General features: G+C 60.3%; 21 protein-coding genes. 10 read left to right on the plus strand and 11 right to left on the minus strand.

What is annotated here, in order from left to right:
* Positions 1 to 29: 29 nt before the first annotated feature.
* The 5 genes from rlmD to IB246_RS11005 all read right to left on the minus strand — a co-directional run bounded on the left by rlmD (position 30) and on the right by IB246_RS11005 (position 5731).
* The gene (gene rlmD / locus IB246_RS10985; RefSeq protein ID WP_008041634.1) at positions 30 to 1382 is read right to left on the minus strand and encodes a 23S rRNA (uracil(1939)-C(5))-methyltransferase RlmD; all 1353 of its coding nucleotides are present in this window, start codon (positions 1380 to 1382) and stop codon (positions 30 to 32) included.
* Entirely contained in the window at positions 1382 to 2284 is a 903-nt protein-coding gene (gene cysM, locus IB246_RS10990) for a cysteine synthase CysM (RefSeq protein ID WP_008029320.1), read from the minus strand. The genes rlmD and cysM overlap by 1 nt, the downstream gene beginning before the upstream one ends.
* A 108-nt stretch (positions 2285 to 2392) precedes the next feature.
* Entirely contained in the window at positions 2393 to 3415 is a 1023-nt protein-coding gene (locus IB246_RS10995) for a PDDEXK nuclease domain-containing protein (RefSeq protein WP_192230035.1), read from the minus strand.
* A gap of 182 nt (positions 3416 to 3597) precedes the next feature.
* Positions 3598 to 5022 (minus strand): sensor histidine kinase, encoded by a 1425-nt coding sequence (locus tag IB246_RS11000; protein ID WP_008041636.1) that lies wholly within the window; start codon positions 5020 to 5022, stop codon positions 3598 to 3600.
* A complete protein-coding gene (locus IB246_RS11005) occupies positions 5009 to 5731 on the minus strand; it encodes a response regulator transcription factor (RefSeq protein ID WP_008041637.1) in 723 nt (240 codons plus the stop codon). The genes IB246_RS11000 and IB246_RS11005 overlap by 14 nt, the downstream gene beginning before the upstream one ends.
* A gap of 214 nt (positions 5732 to 5945) precedes the next feature.
* Between IB246_RS11005 and IB246_RS11010 the strand changes: the two genes are divergently transcribed.
* Both IB246_RS11010 and IB246_RS11015 read left to right on the plus strand, forming a co-directional pair.
* Complete coding sequence (locus IB246_RS11010; RefSeq protein ID WP_008029326.1) at positions 5946 to 8699, plus strand: response regulator; 2754 nt, start codon at positions 5946 to 5948, stop codon at positions 8697 to 8699.
* Between the two features lie 201 nt (positions 8700 to 8900).
* Positions 8901 to 9890 (plus strand): 2-hydroxyacid dehydrogenase, encoded by a 990-nt coding sequence (locus IB246_RS11015; RefSeq protein ID WP_008041638.1) that lies wholly within the window; start codon positions 8901 to 8903, stop codon positions 9888 to 9890.
* 5 nt (positions 9891 to 9895) lie between these two features.
* Here IB246_RS11015 and IB246_RS11020 read toward each other — a convergent pair whose 3' ends face one another.
* Complete coding sequence (locus IB246_RS11020) at positions 9896 to 10273, minus strand: hypothetical protein (protein WP_008041639.1); 378 nt, start codon at positions 10271 to 10273, stop codon at positions 9896 to 9898.
* 134 nt (positions 10274 to 10407) lie between these two features.
* Here IB246_RS11020 and IB246_RS11025 point away from each other — a divergent pair, with 134 nt between their 5' ends.
* Complete coding sequence (locus IB246_RS11025; protein WP_008041640.1) at positions 10408 to 10842, plus strand: hypothetical protein; 435 nt, start codon at positions 10408 to 10410, stop codon at positions 10840 to 10842.
* Positions 10842 to 11246, plus strand: a complete 405-nt coding sequence (locus tag IB246_RS11030; protein ID WP_008041642.1) for an META domain-containing protein — start codon at positions 10842 to 10844, stop codon at positions 11244 to 11246. The genes IB246_RS11025 and IB246_RS11030 overlap by 1 nt, the downstream gene beginning before the upstream one ends.
* 160 nt (positions 11247 to 11406) lie before the next feature.
* Here the strand turns inward: IB246_RS11030 and IB246_RS11035 are convergent, their stop codons facing one another.
* The gene (locus tag IB246_RS11035; RefSeq protein ID WP_008041644.1) at positions 11407 to 11874 is read right to left on the minus strand and encodes a TlpA disulfide reductase family protein; all 468 of its coding nucleotides are present in this window, start codon (positions 11872 to 11874) and stop codon (positions 11407 to 11409) included.
* A gap of 114 nt (positions 11875 to 11988) precedes the next feature.
* Between IB246_RS11035 and arsC the strand changes: the two genes are divergently transcribed.
* From arsC to IB246_RS11050, 3 genes are read left to right on the plus strand one after another with little or no spacing between them, the layout of a single operon-like run.
* Positions 11989 to 12342 carry an arsenate reductase (glutaredoxin) gene (arsC, locus tag IB246_RS11040; protein ID WP_008029340.1) on the plus strand — a complete coding sequence of 118 codons (354 nt, stop codon included), beginning with the start codon at positions 11989 to 11991 and terminating at the stop codon, positions 12340 to 12342.
* Positions 12339 to 12935 carry an NAD(P)H:quinone oxidoreductase gene (gene wrbA, locus IB246_RS11045; protein WP_008011647.1) on the plus strand — a complete coding sequence of 199 codons (597 nt, stop codon included), beginning with the start codon at positions 12339 to 12341 and terminating at the stop codon, positions 12933 to 12935. The genes arsC and wrbA overlap by 4 nt, the downstream gene beginning before the upstream one ends.
* Before the next feature lies 1 nt (position 12936).
* Positions 12937 to 13362, plus strand: a complete 426-nt coding sequence (locus IB246_RS11050) for a DUF2069 domain-containing protein (RefSeq protein WP_008029342.1) — start codon at positions 12937 to 12939, stop codon at positions 13360 to 13362.
* An 89-nt stretch (positions 13363 to 13451) separates the two neighbouring features.
* On the opposite strand, the gene IB246_RS11055 is transcribed toward IB246_RS11050, so the two are convergent.
* Positions 13452 to 14126, minus strand: coding sequence for a DNA-3-methyladenine glycosylase I (locus IB246_RS11055; RefSeq protein WP_008041646.1), 675 nt, complete (start codon positions 14124 to 14126; stop codon positions 13452 to 13454).
* Positions 14127 to 14249: 123 nt separating this feature from the next.
* The gene (gene ttcA, locus IB246_RS11060) at positions 14250 to 15074 is read right to left on the minus strand and encodes a tRNA 2-thiocytidine(32) synthetase TtcA (protein WP_008029346.1); all 825 of its coding nucleotides are present in this window, start codon (positions 15072 to 15074) and stop codon (positions 14250 to 14252) included.
* A 378-nt stretch (positions 15075 to 15452) separates the two neighbouring features.
* On the opposite strand from ttcA, the gene IB246_RS11065 reads away from it, so the two are divergent.
* Entirely contained in the window at positions 15453 to 16055 is a 603-nt protein-coding gene (locus IB246_RS11065; protein WP_008029348.1) for a Yip1 family protein, read from the plus strand.
* 150 nt (positions 16056 to 16205) lie between these two features.
* Positions 16206 to 16700 (plus strand): SprT family zinc-dependent metalloprotease, encoded by a 495-nt coding sequence (locus IB246_RS11070; RefSeq protein ID WP_008029350.1) that lies wholly within the window; start codon positions 16206 to 16208, stop codon positions 16698 to 16700.
* 112 nt (positions 16701 to 16812) lie between these two features.
* Here the strand turns inward: IB246_RS11070 and IB246_RS11075 are convergent, their stop codons facing one another.
* Together IB246_RS11075 and IB246_RS11080 are read right to left on the minus strand one after the other, a co-directional pair.
* The gene (locus IB246_RS11075; protein WP_008041751.1) at positions 16813 to 17994 is read right to left on the minus strand and encodes a CaiB/BaiF CoA transferase family protein; all 1182 of its coding nucleotides are present in this window, start codon (positions 17992 to 17994) and stop codon (positions 16813 to 16815) included.
* A 144-nt stretch (positions 17995 to 18138) separates the two neighbouring features.
* Positions 18139 to 19473 (minus strand): dicarboxylate/amino acid:cation symporter, encoded by a 1335-nt coding sequence (locus IB246_RS11080; protein WP_008029353.1) that lies wholly within the window; start codon positions 19471 to 19473, stop codon positions 18139 to 18141.
* A 338-nt stretch (positions 19474 to 19811) separates the two neighbouring features.
* On the opposite strand from IB246_RS11080, the gene IB246_RS11085 reads away from it, so the two are divergent.
* A complete protein-coding gene (locus tag IB246_RS11085) occupies positions 19812 to 20810 on the plus strand; it encodes an AraC family transcriptional regulator (RefSeq protein ID WP_008041753.1) in 999 nt (332 codons plus the stop codon).
* The last annotated feature ends 3 nt before the right edge of the window (positions 20811 to 20813 follow it).

Consider the following 20813-nt stretch of genomic DNA (forward strand, 5'->3'; position numbering starts at 1 on the left):
GGCGGGCCAGTCGGACCAGACGAGCCTTCCTAACTCGCTTCAAATAACGCCATGGCTTCGACATGTGCCGTCTGAGGAAACATATCGAGAATCCCGGCACGTTTTAACCGGTAGCCCTGCTTGATCAATTCCACTGTGTCGCGCGCCAGCGTTGCCGGATTGCATGACACATATACCAACCGCTCGGCACCCATCGACTTGAGCTTGCGCACCACCTCGAAAGCGCCGTCACGGGGTGGGTCCAAGAGTACCGCACAAAAGCCTTCGCGCGCCCATTCGGCATCGGTCAAAGGCTGGGATAAATCGGCCTGAAAAAACTTCGCATTATGAAGATTGTTGCTAGCGGCGTTCGCGGCTGCGCGCTCGACCATCGCCTGCACACCTTCGACTGCTACCACTTCGCGAACCGCTTTGGCCAGCGGCAAGGCAAAGTTACCCAACCCACAGAATAGATCGAGAACGCGCTCATCCGCTGTCGGCTTCAACCAGTCCAGCGCCTGGGCAACCATCGCTTCGTTGACCGCCGCGTTGACCTGAATGAAGTCTCCCGGCCGGTACGCCAGGTCCAAATCCCACTGTTCAAGGCGATAGCCCAAAGACTGATCGGCTTGAACCGGTTGTGGCTCGCCCTCTCCATGCAGCCACAATTGAGCTTCATGAAACGAGCAGAAATCCTTGAGGATCGTCAGATCGGATTCGGACAACGGCGCCATGTGCCGCAGCAAAACCGCCAACGACGAACCACTGAACAATTCCACATGCCCCAACGCCTGAGGCTTGCTCAAGCGGCGGAGCATTTCCGGCAAGCGGGTCATGATCGGTTGCAAGGGCTGTACCAGCACCGGGCATTCGTTGATCGCAACGATGTCCTGACTGCCAGCGGCGCGGAAACCGACTTCGAGCTTTTTCGCTTTCATGTCCCAGCGCACCGCTACACGGGCGCGACGGCGGTAAGCGAATTCCGGACCGCTTAACGGCGCGGCCCATTCTTCGGGCTCGACACCGGCGACCTTCGACAATTGCTCGGCGAGCATGCGCTGTTTCAGGGCAAGTTGTTCGGTGTGCGGCAGATGTTGCACGCTGCAACCGCCACAGCGACCGGCATGCGGACACGGTGCCGGGCGACGCAGTTCGCTGGCCTGGAACACACGCTCGGTGCGCGCCTCGACTATTTTGCCGTGGGCGCCCAACACGCGCGCCTCGACTTCTTCACCGGCCAATGCGCCGATGACGAACCAGGTGCGACCTTCGAAAAACGCGATACCGCGACCGTCATTCGCCAGACGCTCTATAGTCAGGCGCTGCTTTTTGCCGGTCGGAATTTGCGGGGCCTTGCTGCCGCCGGTGGGCTGGAAGCGCAGGCCTCTCTCGTGCTTGGCCATCAGTTGGGCGCGTCGAAAATGCCGGTCGACAAGTAACGGTCGCCACGGTCGCAGATGATCGCGACGATCACCGCGTTTTCAACTTCTTTGGACAGGCGCAGCATCGCTGCCACGGCACCGCCCGAGGACACGCCGCAGAAGATGCCTTCTTCGCGAGCCAGACGACGGGTCACGTCCTCGGCTTCGCTTTGCGCCATGTCGACGATGCGGTCCACGCGATCTGCCTGGTAGATCTTCGGCAGGTATTCCTGCGGCCAGCGACGGATGCCCGGGATCGCCGAGCCTTCCATCGGTTGCAGACCGATGATCTGCACGTTGTCGTTCTGCTCTTTCAAGTAGCGCGACACGCCCATGATGGTGCCTGTGGTGCCCATCGAACTGACGAAATGAGTGATGGTGCCCTCGGTCTGACGCCAGATTTCCGGGCCCGTGGTGGTGTAGTGCGCTTCCGGGTTGTCGCCGTTGGCGAACTGGTCCAGCACCTTGCCACGGCCTTCGGCTTCCATTCGCTGAGCGAGGTCGCGTGCGCCTTCCATGCCTTCTTCCTGGGTGACCAGGATCAGCTCGGCGCCATACGCCGTCATCGCGGCTTTGCGCTCGGCGCTGGAGTTGTCCGGCATGATCAGGATCATCTTGTAACCCTTGATCGCGGCGGCCATGGCCAGGGCGATCCCGGTGTTGCCCGAGGTCGCTTCGATCAGCGTATCGCCGACGTGGATCTGCCCACGCAACTCGGCGCGGGTAATCATCGACAGCGCCGGCCGGTCCTTGACCGAACCCGCCGGGTTGTTCCCTTCGAGCTTGAGCAAAAGGGTATTGCTGGTGGCGCCGGGCAGGCGCTGCAAACGGACCAGCGGAGTGTTGCCGACGCAATCGGCGATGGTTGGGTACTGCAAGGTCATGGCGTATTCGCAATCCAGACTGCGGGGGCGCCTATCATACCGGCAAACGTTGGAAGGCCATATCACGCAAAGTGCGGTGCTTATGGCTTATGGGAATAAGCGACTGATTCAGCCTTCTTTTGCCTGTGCAGCATTCAAGGCATAGAACTCATGCAGCTTGGCCTGAAGCAATTGTTTGTCCGGTAGCTGAACCTGGTACTCGGCTATCAGTGCTGGCGACAGACTGCGATTAAGGGCGTACTCGACCACTTCATCTTCCTTGCTGGCACAAAGCAATACCCCAATGGCAGGGTTTTCGTGGGGCTTGCGCTCACCACGATCCAGCGCTTCCAGATAGAAATTCAGCTTGCCCAGGTACTCCGGTTCGAAACGACCGACCTTTAGTTCAATGGCCACCAGACAGTTGAGCCCACGGTGGAAGAACAACAGGTCCAGGGCGAAATCCCGGCCGCCAACTTGCAGCGGGTATTCGGAACCGACAAAGCAGAAATCGCGGCCAAGCTCGATCAGAAACTCCTTGAGGCGTGCCAGTAAACCCTGATGCAGATCGGTTTCAGCGTGGGTGCCGGGCAGGTCGAGAAACTCGATCATGTAGGCGTCGCGGAATATCTCAAGTGCCGAGGGGTGAGTTTGTTTCAGCGCGGCGGAGGCTTTTGCCGGTTGGGTGATACTGCGTTCGAACAGTGCAGCCTTTAACTGGCGCTCCAGCTCGCGCTTCGACCACTTTTCCTGAACGGCCATACGCACGTAGAACTCCCGCTCTTCCTCGCGTTTACACTGGCTGAAAATGATCAGGTTGTGCGACCAGGACAATTGTCGCACCAGTGGTGCGACTTTCTCTTCTCCATGGTAGGTCTCATAGAACTGACACATGCGAAACAAGTTGGACCGGGTAAAGCCACGCAATCCTGGCTGCGTCCGGGCCAGATGCTCGGCCAATTGGCTGACCACCGCATCTCCCCATTCAGCCAGTTCCAGCTTGCGACTGATGTAAGCACCAACCTGCCAGTACAACTCGATCAGCTGGGTATTCACCGTCTGTATCGCCTGTTGCCTGGCACCGTGAATCAGTGCAAGCACTTCATTGAAACGGTCGTCGGTTGTGTTGCCGGGAGCGTGGATTGCAGTCATGCCTGATTCCTTGAACATGAGTTAAAGCGTGAGCTTAAACCGTCAAAGATGCTTGAAATGACCGGTGATACCCTTTGGGAAATGTCGTACAGAAACCCCGGAACGCTCCGGCAAAATCAAAACGTTGGCGGACGGGAGGGCCTCTTCGCGGGCAAGCCCGCTCCCACAGGGATACGAGGTGATCACACCATTTGCGGCTGACATGCATCCACTGTGGGAGCGGGCTTGCCCGCGATGGCGTCATCATGGACAACACCATCATCAGCCAATAGCCGGATATTCAGTCGCAACCCCTTCCCGTTGTTTTCAGCCCAAAGCCGTCCGCCCTGGCGCTGCACCGCATTCCTCGCAATGCTCAACCCCAACCCGAACCCGCCATTCCCCGGCCGCGAACCATCGAGTCGAGTGAACGGCGAGAAGATCCGCTCAAGATCCTCTTCAGCCACCCCGCCCCCTTCATCCTCCAGCCACAGATGCCAGTAACCGCCTTCACGTCGTCCATCCAGACGCACGATGCCACCCTTCGGTGAATGGCGAATGGCATTGCGCAGGATGTTTTCCAGCGCCTGGGCCAGGGTGTTGAGATTGCCGCGCACCCAACAGGATGAATCCACCGCGCACTGCAATTGGTCGGTGGGGCAGCAACTTTCATAGCAGGCGTTGTCCGTGAGCATTTCCCACAGTGCCTGAATCTGGATTGCCTCGTCGGGCAAGGGCGTGCGCTCGGTGTCGAGCCAGGCCAGTTGCAGCGTGTCTTCGACCAACCGTTGCATGCCATCGACTTCGCGGCCAATGCGTTCGCGCAGTTGCACCAGACTTTGCTCACCCTCGCTCGCCACGCGCAAACGGCTCAAGGGTGTACGCAATTCGTGGGACAGGTCGCGCAGCAGCTGTTGTTGCAGGGCCACCGTGCTTTGCAGGCGCTCGGACATGTGATCGAACGCGCGGCCCAGTTCACCCAGTTCATCGCAGCGATTGGTCGTGCGGCTCGACAGGCGCACGCCCAACTGGTCGGCGCGCCACGCATTGGCCTGCTCGCGCAGTTGATTGAGGGGCACGACCAGCAATCGATACAGCCCGACACACAACAGCAAGGTGAACAGCCCGGGAATCACGCCGTTGGTGATGACGCGCCAGAACACCCGGTAGCGCCCCGGCTTGAACCGCTGGGGCAGTTCGATCACCAGGCTGCCGACGGATGAGTCGCTGGGAAACGGCACGCGCAGCCACGGCAGGCGTTTTTTGTGAATGGGCCAGTCCAGGCCACGCAGAAAAGTCAGGCGCTGGATTTCCTGGTCCGTCAGCGATTGGCTGCTCAACGACTGCAAATCGCCGCCAATCACACCCACCCAGCCCTTTTCACGCTGTCGCATATCCTGCAGCCAGGCATCGACACCTGCGCTCTGCCCCTGCTCCCATGCCTGTTCGGCTTCGGCAGCAAAGCGCGTCAGAGTGCCTCGGGCTTCGTCAGAGAGAAACTGGTTGCGCTGCTCCATGTAGCGGCCCCAGGACCAGCTCAGCCAGATCATCAGCAGACAGAACGCCACCAGCAGACAGGCGAGTTTCCAGAACAGCGAATGCCTGCCCGGCAGGTCAGACCACTTCATGGTCAGCACTCAGGACATAGCCCTTGCCCCACACGGTGCGCACTTCCCGTTCGGTGTAGCCGATGGCCTTGAGCTTGCGACGGATCTGGCTGATGTGCATGTCGAGGCTGCGGTCGTGAGCCGCGTAACCCCGTTGCAACACGTGCTGATAAAGGAAGGCTTTGCTCAGCACCTCATCGCCGTTGCGGTGGAGAGTGTCCAGCAACCGGTACTCGCTGCGGGTCAGGCCGGCGGCGTGTTCGCCATAGAACACCTCGAAGCATTCATCGTCGAAACGCAGACTGTCCGCCACCAAGGCAACCGGCGCCACGGCCGGGCGACGATCCAGTGCAACGCGCCGCAGGATCGCTTCGATGCGCACGCGCAACTCGGCCATGCTGAAGGGCTTGGGCAAATAATCATCGGCGCCGAGGCGGAAACCGCTGATGCGATCGGCTTCGGCGCCCAGTGCCGACATCAGCACCACCGGGGTGGAATGGCTCTGGCGCAATTGGGTCAGCACGTTCAATCCGTTCATGCCCGGCAGCAGAATGTCCATCAGCACCACATCGAAGGCTTGCTCACGGGCAATCGCCAAGCCTTCCTGGCCGTTTTGGCACCAGGTCACCTGGAAACCGCTACGGCCCAGTTGCTCGTGCACATAAGCACCGAGCACCAGGTCGTCTTCGATGGAGAGGATTCGGGGATGGCCAACAGAGATGGGAGTCATGAGTATCTGCAAATAATTCTCAGTTGATGATTATTCAAGATTGCCTCGCCGGGGGCAACCCAAGGTTTGCCAGCCACGCAAAAGCGCTGGACTGCCCGACGAATGACGTCATCAATTTTACGAGGATTGCCCGCAAGCAAATCGCTACACTGCGCAAGTGGCGTGTACCGGATGTACGCGCAGGTTCTTAAATGGCTGGATGCAGGAGAGAGGCGTGCTCAAGAAACTGGGAATAAAAGGCCGCGTGCTGTTGCTGACCTTGCTTCCGACCAGCCTGATGGCTTTGGTGCTGGGCGGCTATTTCACCTGGATGCAGCAATCCGACCTGCAAACCCAACTCATGCAGCGTGGCGAGATGATCGCCGAACAGCTCGCGCCCCTTGTCGCGCCGGCCATGAGCCACAAGGACACCGAACTGCTGGAGCGCATCGCCACCCAAGCGCTGGAAACGCCCGATGTGCGCGCGGTGACGCTCCTCGCCCCGGACCGCTCGTCGCTGGCGCATGCTGGCCCGACCATGCTCAATCCGGCGCCGCTGGGCAATGGCTCGCAAATGCTGCGCCGCAGCGGCAACGATGCGACGCGTTACCTGCTGCCGGTGTTCGGCAAGCACCGCAACCTGGCCGGTGACCTGATACCCGAGGAATCTGACCGCCTGCTGGGTTGGGTCGAACTCGAACTGTCCCACAACGGCATGCTGCTGCGCGGTTATCGCAGCCTGTTCGCCAGCCTGCTGTTGATCGGCGCGGGCCTCGCCGGTGCGGCGCTGCTGGCATTGCGCATGGGCCGTACGATCAATCGGCCGCTGAGCCAGATCAAGCAAGCGGTGGCGCAACTCAAGGACGGTCACCTGGAAACCCGCCTGCCACCGCTCGGCAGTCAGGAGCTCGATGAACTGGCGTCCGGCATCAACCGCATGGCCGGCACCCTGCAGAACGCCCAGGAAGAATTGCAGCACAGCATCGATCAGGCCACCGAAGACGTGCGCCAGAACCTGGAAACCATCGAAATCCAGAACATCGAGCTGGACCTGGCGCGCAAGGAAGCCCTGGAGGCGAGCCGGATAAAATCCGAATTCCTCGCCAACATGAGCCATGAAATCCGCACGCCGCTCAACGGCATTCTCGGTTTCACCCATCTGCTGCAAAAAAGCGAGTTGACCCCGCGTCAGCTCGACTACCTGGGCACCATCGAAAAATCCGCCGACAGCCTGCTGGGGATCATCAACGAGATCCTCGACTTCTCGAAAATCGAGGCCGGCAAACTGGTGCTCGACCACATTCCGTTCAACCTGCGCGATTTGCTTCAAGACACCCTGACCATCCTCGCCCCGGCCGCCCACGCCAAACAACTGGAACTGGTGAGCCTGGTCTATCGCGACACGCCACTGTCGCTGGTCGGCGATCCGCTGCGCCTGAAGCAGATCCTCACCAACCTCGTAAGCAACGCGATCAAGTTCACCCGCGAAGGCACCATCGTTGCCCGCGCCATGCTCGAAGACGAGCATGAAGACAGCGTGCAACTGCGCATCAGTATTCAGGACACCGGCATCGGCCTGTCGAACGAGGACGTGCGCGCGCTGTTCCAGGCCTTCAGCCAGGCCGACAACTCGCTGTCCCGGCAACCTGGCGGCACCGGCCTGGGGCTGGTGATTTCCAAGCGCCTGATCGAACAGATGGGCGGCGAGATCGGTGTCGACAGCACGCCGGGCGAAGGCTCGGAATTCTGGATCAGCCTGAGCCTGCCGAAAACCCGCGACGACGCCGAAGACCTGCCCGCTCCGCCGCTGCTCGGACGCCGCGTCGCCGTACTGGAGAACCACGAACTGGCCCGTCAGGCGTTGCAGCATCAACTGGAAGACTGTGGCCTGGAAGTCACCCCGTTCAATACCCTGGAAAGCCTGACCAATGGCGTGACCGGCGCACACCAGACCGATCTGGCGATCGACCTCGCCGTGCTCGGCATCACCAGCAACGACATGCCGCCGGAGCGCCTCAACCAGCATATCTGGGACCTTGAGCACCTCGGCTGCAAAGTGCTGGTGCTGTGCCCGACCACCGAACAGACACTGTTCCACCTCTCGGTGCCGAACCCACACAGCCAGCTCCAGGCCAAACCGGCCTGCACGCGCAAGTTGCGCCGGGCTTTGTCCGATCTGGTCAATCCGCGCCAGCAACGTAGCGATCCCGGCGAGCCGGTGTCCAGCCGCGCGCCGAAGGTGCTCTGCGTCGATGACAACCCGGCCAATCTGTTGCTGGTGCAAACCCTGCTCGAAGACCTTGGCGCCAAGGTGCTTGCAGTGGAAAGCGGCTATGCCGCCGTCAAAGCGGTGCAGACCGAGACCTTCGATCTGGTGTTGATGGACGTGCAGATGCCTGGCATGGATGGTCGTCAGAGCACCGAAACCATTCGCCAGTGGGAAAGCGAACGGCATTGCACGCCGCTGCCGATCGTAGCCCTCACCGCCCACGCCATGGCCAACGAAAAACGCGCGCTGCTGCAAAGTGGCATGGATGATTACCTGACCAAACCGATCAGCGAGCGGCAATTGGCTCAGGTGGTGTTGAAGTGGACCGGCCTGGCGCTGCGCAATCAGGGGCCCGAGCGTTCCAGTGACAGTCACGGCGGCAGCCACGAGCTGCAAGTGCTGGATCACGAAGAAGGGTTGCGGCTGGCGGCGGGCAAGGCGGATCTGGCGGCGGACATGCTGGCGATGTTGCTGGCATCGCTGGAAGCCGACCGCGAAGCCATCCGCTTCGCCCGGGAAACCAACGATCACAACGCGTTGATCGAACGCGTGCACCGCCTGCACGGCGCCACCCGTTATTGCGGCGTGCCGCAGCTGCGCGCTGCCTGCCAGCGCAGCGAAACCCTGCTCAAGCAACAGGACCCGAAGGCTCCGGGTGCATTGGAAGACCTCGACCGGGCCATCAATCGCCTCGCGGCGCATGCCCGTATCAATGCTTGATACAACGCAATCCGTTTGATTGCCACGGGCGTAAGCTCACCGCAATCCCTTGTAGGAGCATGGCTTGCCAGCGAAGGGGCCCTCAAACCCTTCTTCATTCTGGAGGGCGCCTTCGCTGGCAAGCCATGCTCCTACAAGGTATCCGGCAGGCCTGAAGTTTTCGGCAACAGGCTTACCGCGTGTTTTTTCCAGGAGGACGCCATGCGTACGATTCTTTTCAGCAGCCAGACCTACGACCGCGACAGTTTTCTCGGCGCCGACCTCCCTGCCGGCATCGAGCTGCACTTTCAATCGGCGCGACTCAGCCTCGACACGGCAGCGCTGGCGGAACATCACGAAGTGGTCTGTGCCTTTATCAATGACGACCTCAGCGCCCCGGTGCTCGAACGCCTTGCAGCGGGCGGCACACGCCTGATTGCCCTGCGTTCGGCCGGCTACAACCATGTCGACCTGGCGGTGGCGAAGCGCCTGGGGTTGTCGATCGTGAGGGTTCCGGCCTACTCGCCCCACGCGGTGGCCGAACACGCGGTGGCGCTGATCCTGGCGCTCAACCGTCGTTTGCACCGTGCCTACAACCGCACCCGCGAAGGGGATTTCAGCCTCCACGGGCTGACGGGGTTCGACCTGGTGGGCAAAACGGTCGGCGTGGTCGGCACCGGGCAAATCGGCGCGACCTTCGCGAAAATCATGAACGGTTTCGGCTGCCGGCTACTGGCCTATGATCCTTACCCCAATTCACAGGTCGAAGCCCTCGGCGCACGTTATTTGAGTTTGCCCGAGCTGCTGGCCGAGTCGCAGATCATCAGCCTGCACTGCCCGCTCAATGAGCAGAGCAAACACCTGATCAACCGCGAGTCACTGGCGCACATGCAAGCCGGCGCCATGCTGATCAATACCGGTCGCGGTGGTCTGGTGGACACGCCGGCGCTGATCGACGCGCTGAAGGACGGCCAACTCGGTTATCTGGGGCTGGATGTGTATGAAGAAGAGGCGCAGCTGTTCTTCGAGGACCGTTCCGACCTGCCGCTGCAGGACGATGTGCTGGCGCGCCTGCTGACCTTCCCGAACGTGATCGTCACCGCGCATCAGGCCTTCCTGACCCGTGAAGCCCTGGGTGCAATTGCCGCGACGACGTTGCAGAACATTGCAGCCTGGGCGGCAGGCACGCCGCAAAATCAGGTCGAGGGCTGAGCGGATCAGATCTTGGACAACAGGATCATCAAGGCCAGCCAGCCAAAACCGAGCAAGCGTTGGCCTGTTGAATGCCCGGGACGCAGCAGGAACCAGACAAAAAACGGTGGCAGAAAGAAAATCATCAGTTTCAGCCAAAGCTCCACCGGACGCGAACCGTTGAGCGTCGGTGCGGGAACCGCGGCCTCGACGTCGGCTTTGCGTTTACGCCCGAACGCGGCCGGCGAAACCTTGGCCACGCTCTCGTCTTGCGGTAAACGTCCGAAAGACAGTGGCGCCTTCGACGTTGCCCCTTGCGCCGTTGTCGGCGCACCGCAATGAACACAAGCAGGCGCCGTTGAACTGATGCGTTGCTTGCACTCAAAACATTCGATTAACGCCATGTCCGTTCCTTAGAAATGCAAAAGCGGCAGTTTGCCATGAGTCGGCAGGTCATTTGAACCTGATCGAAGGTCATCTGCTTGCGCAATGCTGCGTGCAGGCCCGTGCTAGCATACCGCGCATATTTGGAGGACCCATGGTCGAACACGATTTCCGCTATAGCCTGATGAACCCGCAACACACCCTCACCGAATGCCGCGCCCTCGTGCCGGGGCGTTATCAAGTCACCGGCAACGGCGGCTCGATTCGCAACAATGACGTGCTGGTCGTGACCCTAAAAGGTGCCAAGGACTTGTCCATGCGCCTGACCGTCGAAACGGTTCGCCATTTGATCAACCCGCCCGGTCAATGGGTCGCGGTGGCCAGTGGTCCGGTGTTCGGTGAACTGGCGATCCACACCTGGAAAGTCAACTGCGACAGCTGCGCCAAAGAGCTGAGCTTCGAGTTCGCGGTCGACGCCAAACTGGGTAACAAGGCTGAAAAGCCTGCCGCCACCGCGCGGATCGCCGAGTTGGGCTGGACCGCCGTCGGTGAGAAGCACCTGTGCCCGAAATGCCAGGAGCCTGCGTGATGAAACGCCTTGCTCTGACCGCAATGGTCGGCGCCAGCCTGCTGGGCTGTGCCGCCGAGCCGGTAAAATTGCAGCAGAACCGCAGCTACATTCTGGAATGGATCGGCGAACGCCCGCTGATGGATTACAGCCACCTGACCGTCACCCTCGGCGAAGATGGCCGGGCCTATGGCAATGGCGGCTGCAACCACTGGTTCGCAGCGTATACGCTCGAAGACGACAAGCTGAGTTTCGGCAAGGTCGGCAGCACGCGCAAACTGTGCGCGCCGGCGTTGATGGAACAGGAAAAGCGCTTCCTCCAGGCCCTGGAAAACGTGCAGCGCTGGGATGTTTCGCCAATCGACCAGATGCGCTTCTGGCCGGCCGAAGGCAAGCCGCTGCGTTGGTGGCTTGAAGAAGGCTAAGCCTTGCCGGCGATAACGGCGGGTCATTCACCATTGATTCCGCCTGATGCACGTTCCCCTGTAGGAGCCGGCTTGCCGGCGATGGCGGTGGATCCATAAACATTGATGGTGTCTGACACTCCGCTATCGCCGGCAAGCCGGCTCCTACAAAGTATTGCGTTCAGTTTTTAGCCTGTAGCGCCTCAAGCTTTGCCATCACCCCCGCCGCTGTCTGCTCGCCCATCAACTGTTCCCGCACCTTGCCCTTGTTATCGATGATGTACGTCACCGGCAACGCCTCGCTGCGCGGCAGTTCAAACAACTCTGCCGGATCCGAAGCCAATACAGTGAACCTGATCCCCAGTTTCTCGCTGGCGCTTTTCAGCTCTTCGCCCTGCACATTGTCGAAGTTGACCCCGAACACACCGATCTTCTTGTCCTTCAACTGCTCGGCCAGCCCGTTCAATTCCGGGATCTCGGTCCGGCACGGGCCGCACCATTCGGCCCAGTAATTAAGCACCAGCCATTGTTTGTCCAGACGTTCGGCGGCGACTTTTTGGCCGTTCTGATCGATGCCATAGTCATTGCCGCAGCCCCCCAACATCAGCGCACCGATGATCGCCAATGCCGCTGCCAATCGCCTTGTCATGTCGTGATCCTTGTTCAAAATTGAATGCGCCTGCGACCCATCGCCTCCCAAGGTTCTGGATTACGCGCTGCACAGTTAGAATAGCCGTCACCTTACGCAAGATGCGACCCGCACATGACCGATCTGACGCTTTATCACAACCCGCGCTGCTCGAAATCCCGCGGTGCGCTCGAACTGCTCGAAGCCCGTGGCCTGACGCCGACCGTGGTGCGCTACCTCGAGACCCCGCTGGACGCCGCGCAATTGCAGAGCCTGCTGAAAAAGCTCGGCCTCGGCGCCCGGCAATTGCTGCGCACCGGTGAGGACGAGTACAAGACCCTCAACCTCGCCGACGCGAGCCTGAGCGAGGCGCAATTAATTGCTGCCATCGCTGCGCACCCGAAACTGATGGAGCGACCGATTCTCGAAGTCGGCGACAAAGCCGTCATCGGCCGTCCGCCGGAGAACGTGCTGGAGTTGCTGCCGTGAGCGCGCCGTACATTCTGGTTCTGTATTACAGCCGCAGCGGTTCGACCAATGAAATGGCGCGGCAGATCGCCCGTGGTGTCGAGCAGTCCGGGATGGAAGCGCGCCTGCGCACCGTGCCGGCGATTTCCACCGAGTGCGAAGCAGTGTCGCCGGACATTCCGGACGAAGGCGCGCTGTACGCCAGCCTCGACGACCTGAAGAACTGCGCAGGCCTGGCACTCGGCAGCCCGACGCGTTTCGGCAACATGGCCGCACCGCTCAAATACTTCCTCGACGGCACCAGCAACCTGTGGCTGACCGGCGCCCTCGTCGGCAAACCGGCCGGCGTGTTCACCTCCACCGCGAGCCTGCACGGCGGTCAGGAAACCACGCTGCTGTCGATGATGTTGCCGCTGCTGCACCACGGCATGCTGATCACCGGCCTGCCGTACAGCGAGTCCGCGTTGCTGGAAACCCGTGGCGGCGGCACGCCTTATGGCGCCAGTCATCACGCCGGCGCCGACGGCAAAAGCGGCTTGAATGAACATGAAGTGGCGCTGTGCCGGGCCTTGGGTCTGCGCCTGGCGAAGACCGCACAAAAGTTGGTGAGCTGAGATGGCGAAAAAGCCGAAGATCCTGCCTTCCATTGAATGGCTCGAACCACGGGTTCGGGCGATGCGCGTCATCAGTCTGCTGTGCTACTTCGGCCTGGTGGGATTGCTCTGCGCTTATTACCTGGTGGTCGCCGACCTGCATGGCGCGCGGCCGTGGGTGATTCTGCTGATCGAACTGGTGCCGCTGCTGTTGCTGGCGCCGGGGATGATCGTCGGCAGCGCGCGCGGGCATTCGTGGATGTGTTTTGTGGTGAACCTGTATTTCATCAAGGGCGCACTGGCGGCGTATGACCCGAACCGGCAGCTTTTCGGTTTGCTGGAGATGGGTGCGAGCCTGGCGGTGTTCTGCTCGGCGCTGTTGTATGTGCGGTGGCGGTTTCAGTTGAATCGCAAACTGGCTGGCGAGGGCGAGATTAGCGTCGCCTGATCGGGCCTCTTCGCGGGCAAGCCTCGCTCCTACAGGAATCTGAGAAACCTGTAGGAGCGAGGCTTGCCCGCGAAGGGCATCACTCGATATCAATGATTGACGGTGTACGCCAGCATCATCGAGATCTGGCTCATCGGCCGCCCGCCGCTTTCTTCATGCCACTGGTTGAACACGCCCTGCACCGTGGCCAGGTCCCGCAGGCTGGTTGGCACTTTGTCGACGATCTTCTGCGCATTCAGCGCCGCCACCACGTCATAACTCGGCACGAAGGTATCCTTGCCGACCATGCGCAGGAAGCGCGGCGCCGACAAACCACCCAATTGATGACCGTGTTTTTTCAGGTAGGTCCACAAGCCGACGATATCGGTCACCGGCCAATCGGCGATCAACTCGCCAAAGCTGCCTTTCTCATGGGCCACGTCCAGCACGAACTGCGCATTGCGCGGCACGCTCTTGAGCTTGCCCAGGTGGCGGATGATCCGCGCGTCCTGCATCAGGCGTTCAAGGTGTTCGGCGCTCATCAGCACGACTTTTTCCGGGTCGAACTTGAAGAACACTTCTTCGAAGGCCGGCCACTTGGCGTCCACCAGGCTGTGCTTGAGCCCGGCGCGGAACACACGCAGCGCCATGGTCGAGAGGTAGCGATCGTCGCTGATATCGCGCAATTGCGCGGCAGTCTTCGGAACGGGCAGATGGGCTTCCAGTTCGGCTGCGGAACCGAAGCGGTTCAGACAGTATTCGTGCAGCCACTTGTAATCGCGCATGCCCTCTCCTGAGGAGTCAGTGAGTAGACCAATGTGGGAGCCAGCCTGCTGGCGATAGCGGTGGGTCAGTCAACGTCTGACTTACCGCTATCGCCAGCAGGCTGGCTCCCACAGTGATGGTGTTTAGAGATTTACTACGTTAACGAACCGCGACATGGCGGTTTCGTCGATCCGCAGGTTGGTGAAGTCGAACAGGTTGCGGTCCGCCAATTGCGACGGGATCACGTTCTGCAAGCTGCGGAAAATGCTTTCGGTGCGGCCCGGCGTCTTGCGCTCCCATTCCTGCAGCATTTCCTTGACCACCTGACGTTGCAGGTTTTCCTGGGAACCGCAGAGGTTGCACGGGATGATCGGGAATTGCTTGAGATCCGAGTAAGCCTGAATGTCTTTTTCGTTGCAGTAGGCCAACGGGCGGATCACCACGTTGCGGCCGTCGTCGGCGCGCAGCTTCGGCGGCATGGCCTTGAGCGAGCCGTTGAAGAACATATTGAGGAAGAACGTTTCGACGATGTCGTCGCGGTGGTGACCGAGGGCCATTTTGGTCGCGCCGATTTCGTCGGCAAAGGTGTAGAGCGTGCCGCGACGCAGGCGCGAGCACAGCGAGCAGGTGGTCTTGCCTTCCGGAATCAGCTCCTTGACCACCGAATACGTGTCTTTCTCGACGATGTGGTATTCGATGCCCAGGGTTTTGAGGTACGCCGGCAGCACGTCCTCAGGGAAACCCGGCTGCTTCTGGTCCATGTTCACGGCCACGATCTCGAACTTGATCGGCGCGACCTTCTGCAAATGCATCAGCACATCGAGCATGGTGTAGCTGTCCTTGCCTCCGGACAGGCAGACCATGACCTTGTCGCCGTCTTCAATCATGTTGAAATCGGCGACAGCCTCACCGGCCTGACGGCGAAGGCGCTTTTGCAGTTTGTTCTGGTTGACCGTGAGAGTGCCCATGACGCGAGATCCGTGAGGTGTGACGAAAGGCCGGCATTTTACGCAAAAACCCGCCTCCGGCGAAGAGCCCCCTATCTCCTGTAGGAGCGAGCCTGCTCGCGATGGCGGTGTGTCAGTCCAAACAGTCATGCCTGATACACCGCCATCGCCGGCAAGCCGGTCTCGCTCCCACAGGGGATTGTTTGTGACAGTCCTAGTGGCGATTAACAGCCTTGTTTACAGCGCGATTTGCTCTAACGCCCTACAACCTGCGGGGTTAAGACCTTTCTATACTGCGTCATAAGGTCGCACACATATCCAGACCTTTACTTACTTGGCCACTTTGGCCTGTAGGCGCTCCACTGGGGGGCGACGGTAAAAACAAGAGGAGTGACTGGCATGATCCATCACGTAGTGGGGCTCTTCACCCACCCCGACCAGGAATGGAAAGAAATCCGTGGCGACCAAGAGGAAAGCATCAGCCACATGTACCTGACCCACACGCTGATTCTGGCGGCGATCCCCGCCGTGTCGGCGTTTATCGGCACCACGCAGGTCGGCTGGGTAATTGGCAGCCGGGCACCGGTGATGCTGACGCAGGAAAGCGCGCTATGGATGACGATCATGTCGTACGTGGCGATGCTCGGCGGCGTTGCCGTAATGGGCGCGTTCATCCACTGGATGGCCCGCACCTATGACGCCAACCCGAGTCTGGCACGTTGCGTTGCGTTTGCGACTTACACCGCGACCCCGCTGTTCATAGGCGGCCTTGCGGCACTGTACCCACACATGTGGCTGGGGATGATCGTCGGGACGGCGGCCATCTGCTACACGGTGTACCTGCTGTATGTGGGGCTTCCAACTTTCATGAACATTCCATCTGACGAGGGATTTCTGTTTTCAAGTTCGGTGCTCGCCGTCGGTTTAGTCGTACTGGTGGCGATCATGGCGTTCACTGTCATTGTCTGGGGACTCGGCGTGGGGCCGGTCTACACGAACTAGTTACGCTCTCCACCCAAAATCAAGATCTGCCAATACAGGCCGCCGCAAGGCGGCCTTTCAATGTGGGGGGGTAACGACCATTCGGCGCCCTGGCGATTCGCAAGGCCCGAGCGTTGCGGCATACTCGACGTCTCTGGAGATCCATCAAGCATGCCCGAGCAACTCAATACCCGCGTCGAAGACTGTTACCAACAAGCCGAATCCTTTTTCAAACGAACCTTCAAACGCCCCGTGGTGAGCCTCAAGCTGCGCGGGCAAAAAGCCGGTGTCGCGCATCTGCACGAGAACCTGCTGCGCTTCAATCCGCAGCTGTACCGCGAAAACACGGAAGACTTCCTCAAGCAGACCGTGGCCCATGAAGTCGCCCACCTGATCGCTCATCAGCTGTTTGGCGATCGCATCCAGCCCCACGGCGAAGAGTGGCAATTGATCATGCGCGGTGTGTACGAACTGCCGCCCAATCGCTGCCACACCTACGACGTCAAGCGCCGCAGCGTGACGCGCTATATCTACAAATGCCCGTGTGCCGACAGTGATTTCCCGTTTTCGGCGCAGCGCCATAGCCTGGTGCGGCAGGGGCGGCGGTATTTGTGTCGGCGGTGTCGGAGCACATTGGTGTTCAGTGGGGAGATGCGGGTCGAATAAGTCGGATTTGTGGTGTTTTGGCGGGCCCCTTCGCGGGCAAGCCTCGCTCCTACAGGTGATCTCGATGCGTCTGTAGGAGCGAGGCTTGCCCGCGAAGAGGCCATCGAAAACCCTACATAATCACTTTGGCACGCCGCAATTCTTCAATTCGCAGCGAACTAAACCCCAACTCCCCCAACACCTGATCCGTATGCTCACCCAGCGCCGCACCGATATGCCGATGCTCGGGCAACCCATCCGAGAACTTCAACGGACACGCCATCTGCGCCTGGCTCGTGCCATCCCCTCGCGGCACGTCGGTCACCAATTCCCGTGCCTGCAACTGCGGATGCCGAATCGCCTCACCCAAGGTCAGCACCGGCTCGACGCACGCATCGAGCTCGGCAAACAGTGCGCACAATTCGGCAAAGTCGTGTTTCTCGAATTCAGTCTGCAGCGCGTCCTTTAGCTTCTTTTGCTGGGCAGGCTGAGGTGACAGGCCCAACGCCGCCAACTCCTCCAGCCCCAGTGCCGTGCACAGTTGCTTCATGAACGGCGGCTCCAGGCTGCCCACCGATAACCAGCGGCCATCCCGCGAACGGTAATAGTCGTAAAAGCTGCCGCCGTTGAGCATCTGGTCTTCCCGGCCCGGCTCCTCGCCGCAGGCCAGGTACCCGGCCCCGGCCATGGCGTTCAGGCTGAATGCGCAGTCGGTCATGCTCACATCCAGATGCTGCCCCAACCCGCTTTGTTGCCGGGCGATCACCGCCGCCAGCAGGCCGATGACGCCGTGCAGCGAACCGCCGGCGACATCCGCCACTTGCACGCCCAAGGGCAGCGGGCCGTTGTCGGCGCGGCCGGTGTAGCTCGCCAGCCCCGCCAACGCCAGGTAATTGATGTCGTGGCCGGCGCGATCCTTGTAGGGGCCGGTTTGCCCGTATCCAGTGATCGACACGTAGATCAGCTTTGGGTTGATGGCTTTCAACGCTTCATACCCCAGGCCCAATCGTTCCATGACACCAGGGCGGAATTGCTCCAGGACGATGTCGTAGTCCTGCACCAGTTGCTTGATCACCGCCAGCGCCTCGGGCTGCTTGAGGTCCAGCGCCAGGCTGCGCTTGTTGCGATTGAGGTATGCGTGGCTGGCCGACACGCCTTGGTCATGGGGCGGCAGCACGCGCAACAGGTCCATGCGGGTCGGCGATTCGATGCGCAAGACCTCGGCGCCCATGTCAGCCAATAACAGCGAGGCGAACGGCCCCGGCAACAGTGTCGAGAAATCCAGAACCTTGAGTGATGCCAATGGGCCGGGCATGAGCGATCTCCGTATTCGATGCCTCCAGCCTAGGCAGCCAATCGCGTTGCAGCAATCACCTGATGTGTCAGCAACTGTGACCGTTACGCTCAAATTCCAGGCATGAAAAAACCCGCGAAGCGGGTTTTTTCATGACAACGCGTGTTACTTGACGTTGCTTGGGGTTGGGCCTTCGGCCACACCCAGGTCGTCTACTTCACGTTCATCGGAGATACCGCGACCGCCGGAAGCCAGCTCGACTTGCAGCTTGTCTTCGTCCAGCTCTTTCACCCACTTGGCCACGACCAGGGTCGCAACAGCATTACCAACGAGGTTGGTCAGCGCACGGGCTTCGGACATGAAGCGGTCGATACCGAGGATCAGCGCCAGGCCGGCTACTGGCAGAGTACCCACGGCCGACAGGGTGGCTGCCAGCACGATGAAACCACTACCGGTCACACCTGCCGCACCTTTGGAGGACAACAGCAGCACCAGCAGCAAGGTGATCTGGTGAGTGAGGTCCATCGGCGTATCAGTCGCCTGAGCGATAAACACAGCCGCCATGGTCAGGTAGATCGAAGTACCGTCGAGGTTGAAGGAGTAACCAGTCGGGATCACCAGACCCACTACCGATTTATCCGCACCCAGGCGTTCCATTTTGATCAGCATGCGTGGCAGAGCCGATTCCGACGAGGAAGTGCCCAGTACGATCAGCAGTTCTTCACGGATGTAGCGGATCAGCTTGAGTACGCTGAAACCATGCGCGCGGCAGATGGCGCCCAATACCAGAACCACAAACAGGATGCAGGTGATGTAGAAGCAGATCATCAGCTGACCAAGCTGTACCAGCGAGCCAACACCGTAAGCACCAATGGTGAAGGCCATGGCACCGAAGGCACCGACAGGCGCGAGCTTCATGATCATGTTGATGATGTTGAACATCACGTGGGCGAAGCGATCGATAAAGTCCAGGACCGGCTTGCCGTACGCACCCAGGCGATGCAGGGCGAAACCGAAGATCACCGAGAACATCAGAACTTGCAGGATATCGCCGTTGGCGAAAGCGCCGACGATGGTGTTCGGGATCACATTGAGGATAAAGGCGACGATGCTCTGGTCTTTACCGGCCGAGATGAAGCCAGCGATTTTGCTGGTGTCCAGAGTCGTTACGTCGATGTGCATGCCGGCGCCCGGTTGCACGACGTTGACCACGACCAGACCGATCAGCAAGGCAATAGTGGAAACGATTTCGAAGTACAGCAGCGCATAACCGCCGGTCTTGCCGACCGATTTCATGTTCTGCATGCCGGCGATACCGCTGACGACCGTACAGAAGATGATTGGCGCGATGACCATTTTGATCAGTTTGATGAACCCGTCACCCAGCGGCTTGAGGGCCACACCGGTCTGCGGGTAGAAGTGACCAAGCAGGATGCCGATGGCGATGGCAACGATCACCTGGAAATACAGGGATTTGTACAGTGGCTGACGAGTCGTCATTGCAAAGTTCCTCAAGAGTGCGCGCTAACAACATCCATCTGTTGCCCACGACACCTGAATTGCGAACCCTCCTGCACTGGAGGGATTTGTTTTTTCGAGCTGCACGACGGCAGGCATCTGCTCGTTGTATCGCAAGCGGCGTGCCACTTTTGCAAAACCCGCTGCGAGCCTTTTGACATCAGGGGTTACAGGTTTAACGTGCCTTGGATGCGCTACAAAACAGTGGCGGATTTCCGCCCATCCGCCAAACCTCGTCCTGCAATTTGGCGGATATCCGCCTTGTCCATTGCCTGGCCCGACGACTACCATCCGTCGTTCAATAGACGGACCTGCCTTCTATGCGCGAACGTACCATCGCCAGCCATTTCGCCCGCGCCGCCCTCGGTGGCGCGCGTCGGCTGGGTCATGACTGTTCAAACCTGCTGCAACAACTCGGCATCAGCCCCGAGCTGCTGGAAGAACCGCGTGCGCGGATTGCGCCTGAGCAGTTCACCCGTTTGATCCAGGGATTGTGGCTGGCACTCGACGACGAGTACCTGGGCTTCGGGCCGGTCCCGAGTAAAACCGGCAGTTTCGCGATGATGTGCCACGCGGTGATTCACTGCCGCAATCTCGACAAGGCACTGCATCGCGGCTTGTTGTTTTATAGCCTGTTCCCCGGCGGCCCGCGCCTGACCCTGACCCGCGAAAACGAAATGATCCGCCTGAGCCTGGACGATTCGCAGTTTCAGGACCCGGACCATTTCCTCACCGAGAGCCAGTTGATGGTCTGGCATCGCCTCGGCAGTTGGCTGATCGGCCAGCGCATCCGCCTGGAACAAGCGACGTTCAGCTACCCGAGGCCCGAGCACGGCGCCGAATACGAGTTGCTGTTCCCCTGCCCGATGGAGTTTTCAGCGGCGCAGAGCAGCCTGCTGTTCCACAGTCGCTACCTGAACATGCCGTTGCTGCAGGACGAGCGGACCCTCAAGCATTTCCTCGAACACTCCCCCGCCGACCTGTTGTCGCGCCCGGATGACGGCGACAGCCTTAGCAGCCAGTTGCGCCGTTTGCTCAGCCGCGACAGTGCGCGCTGGCCGGACCTGGAAGCGGTGGCCGCGCACCTGCACATCAGCCCGCAGACACTACGCCGGCATTTGCGCGAAGAGGGTTCGAGTTTTCAGGAGTTGAAGGATCAGTTGCGCCGGGACATTGCGATTTATCACTTGGGGCGCGCGGACCTGTCGTTGCAACAGATTGCCGAGCAGCTGGGGTTTTCCGAGCCTTCGGCGTTTCATCGGGCGTTCAAGAAATGGACCGGGCTTACACCCGGTGCTTACCGCGCGCAGGAGAATTGATTG

This window comes from Pseudomonas sp. PDM01 (genome assembly GCF_014852325.1).
Lineage (GTDB): Bacteria > Pseudomonadota > Gammaproteobacteria > Pseudomonadales > Pseudomonadaceae > Aquipseudomonas > Aquipseudomonas migulae.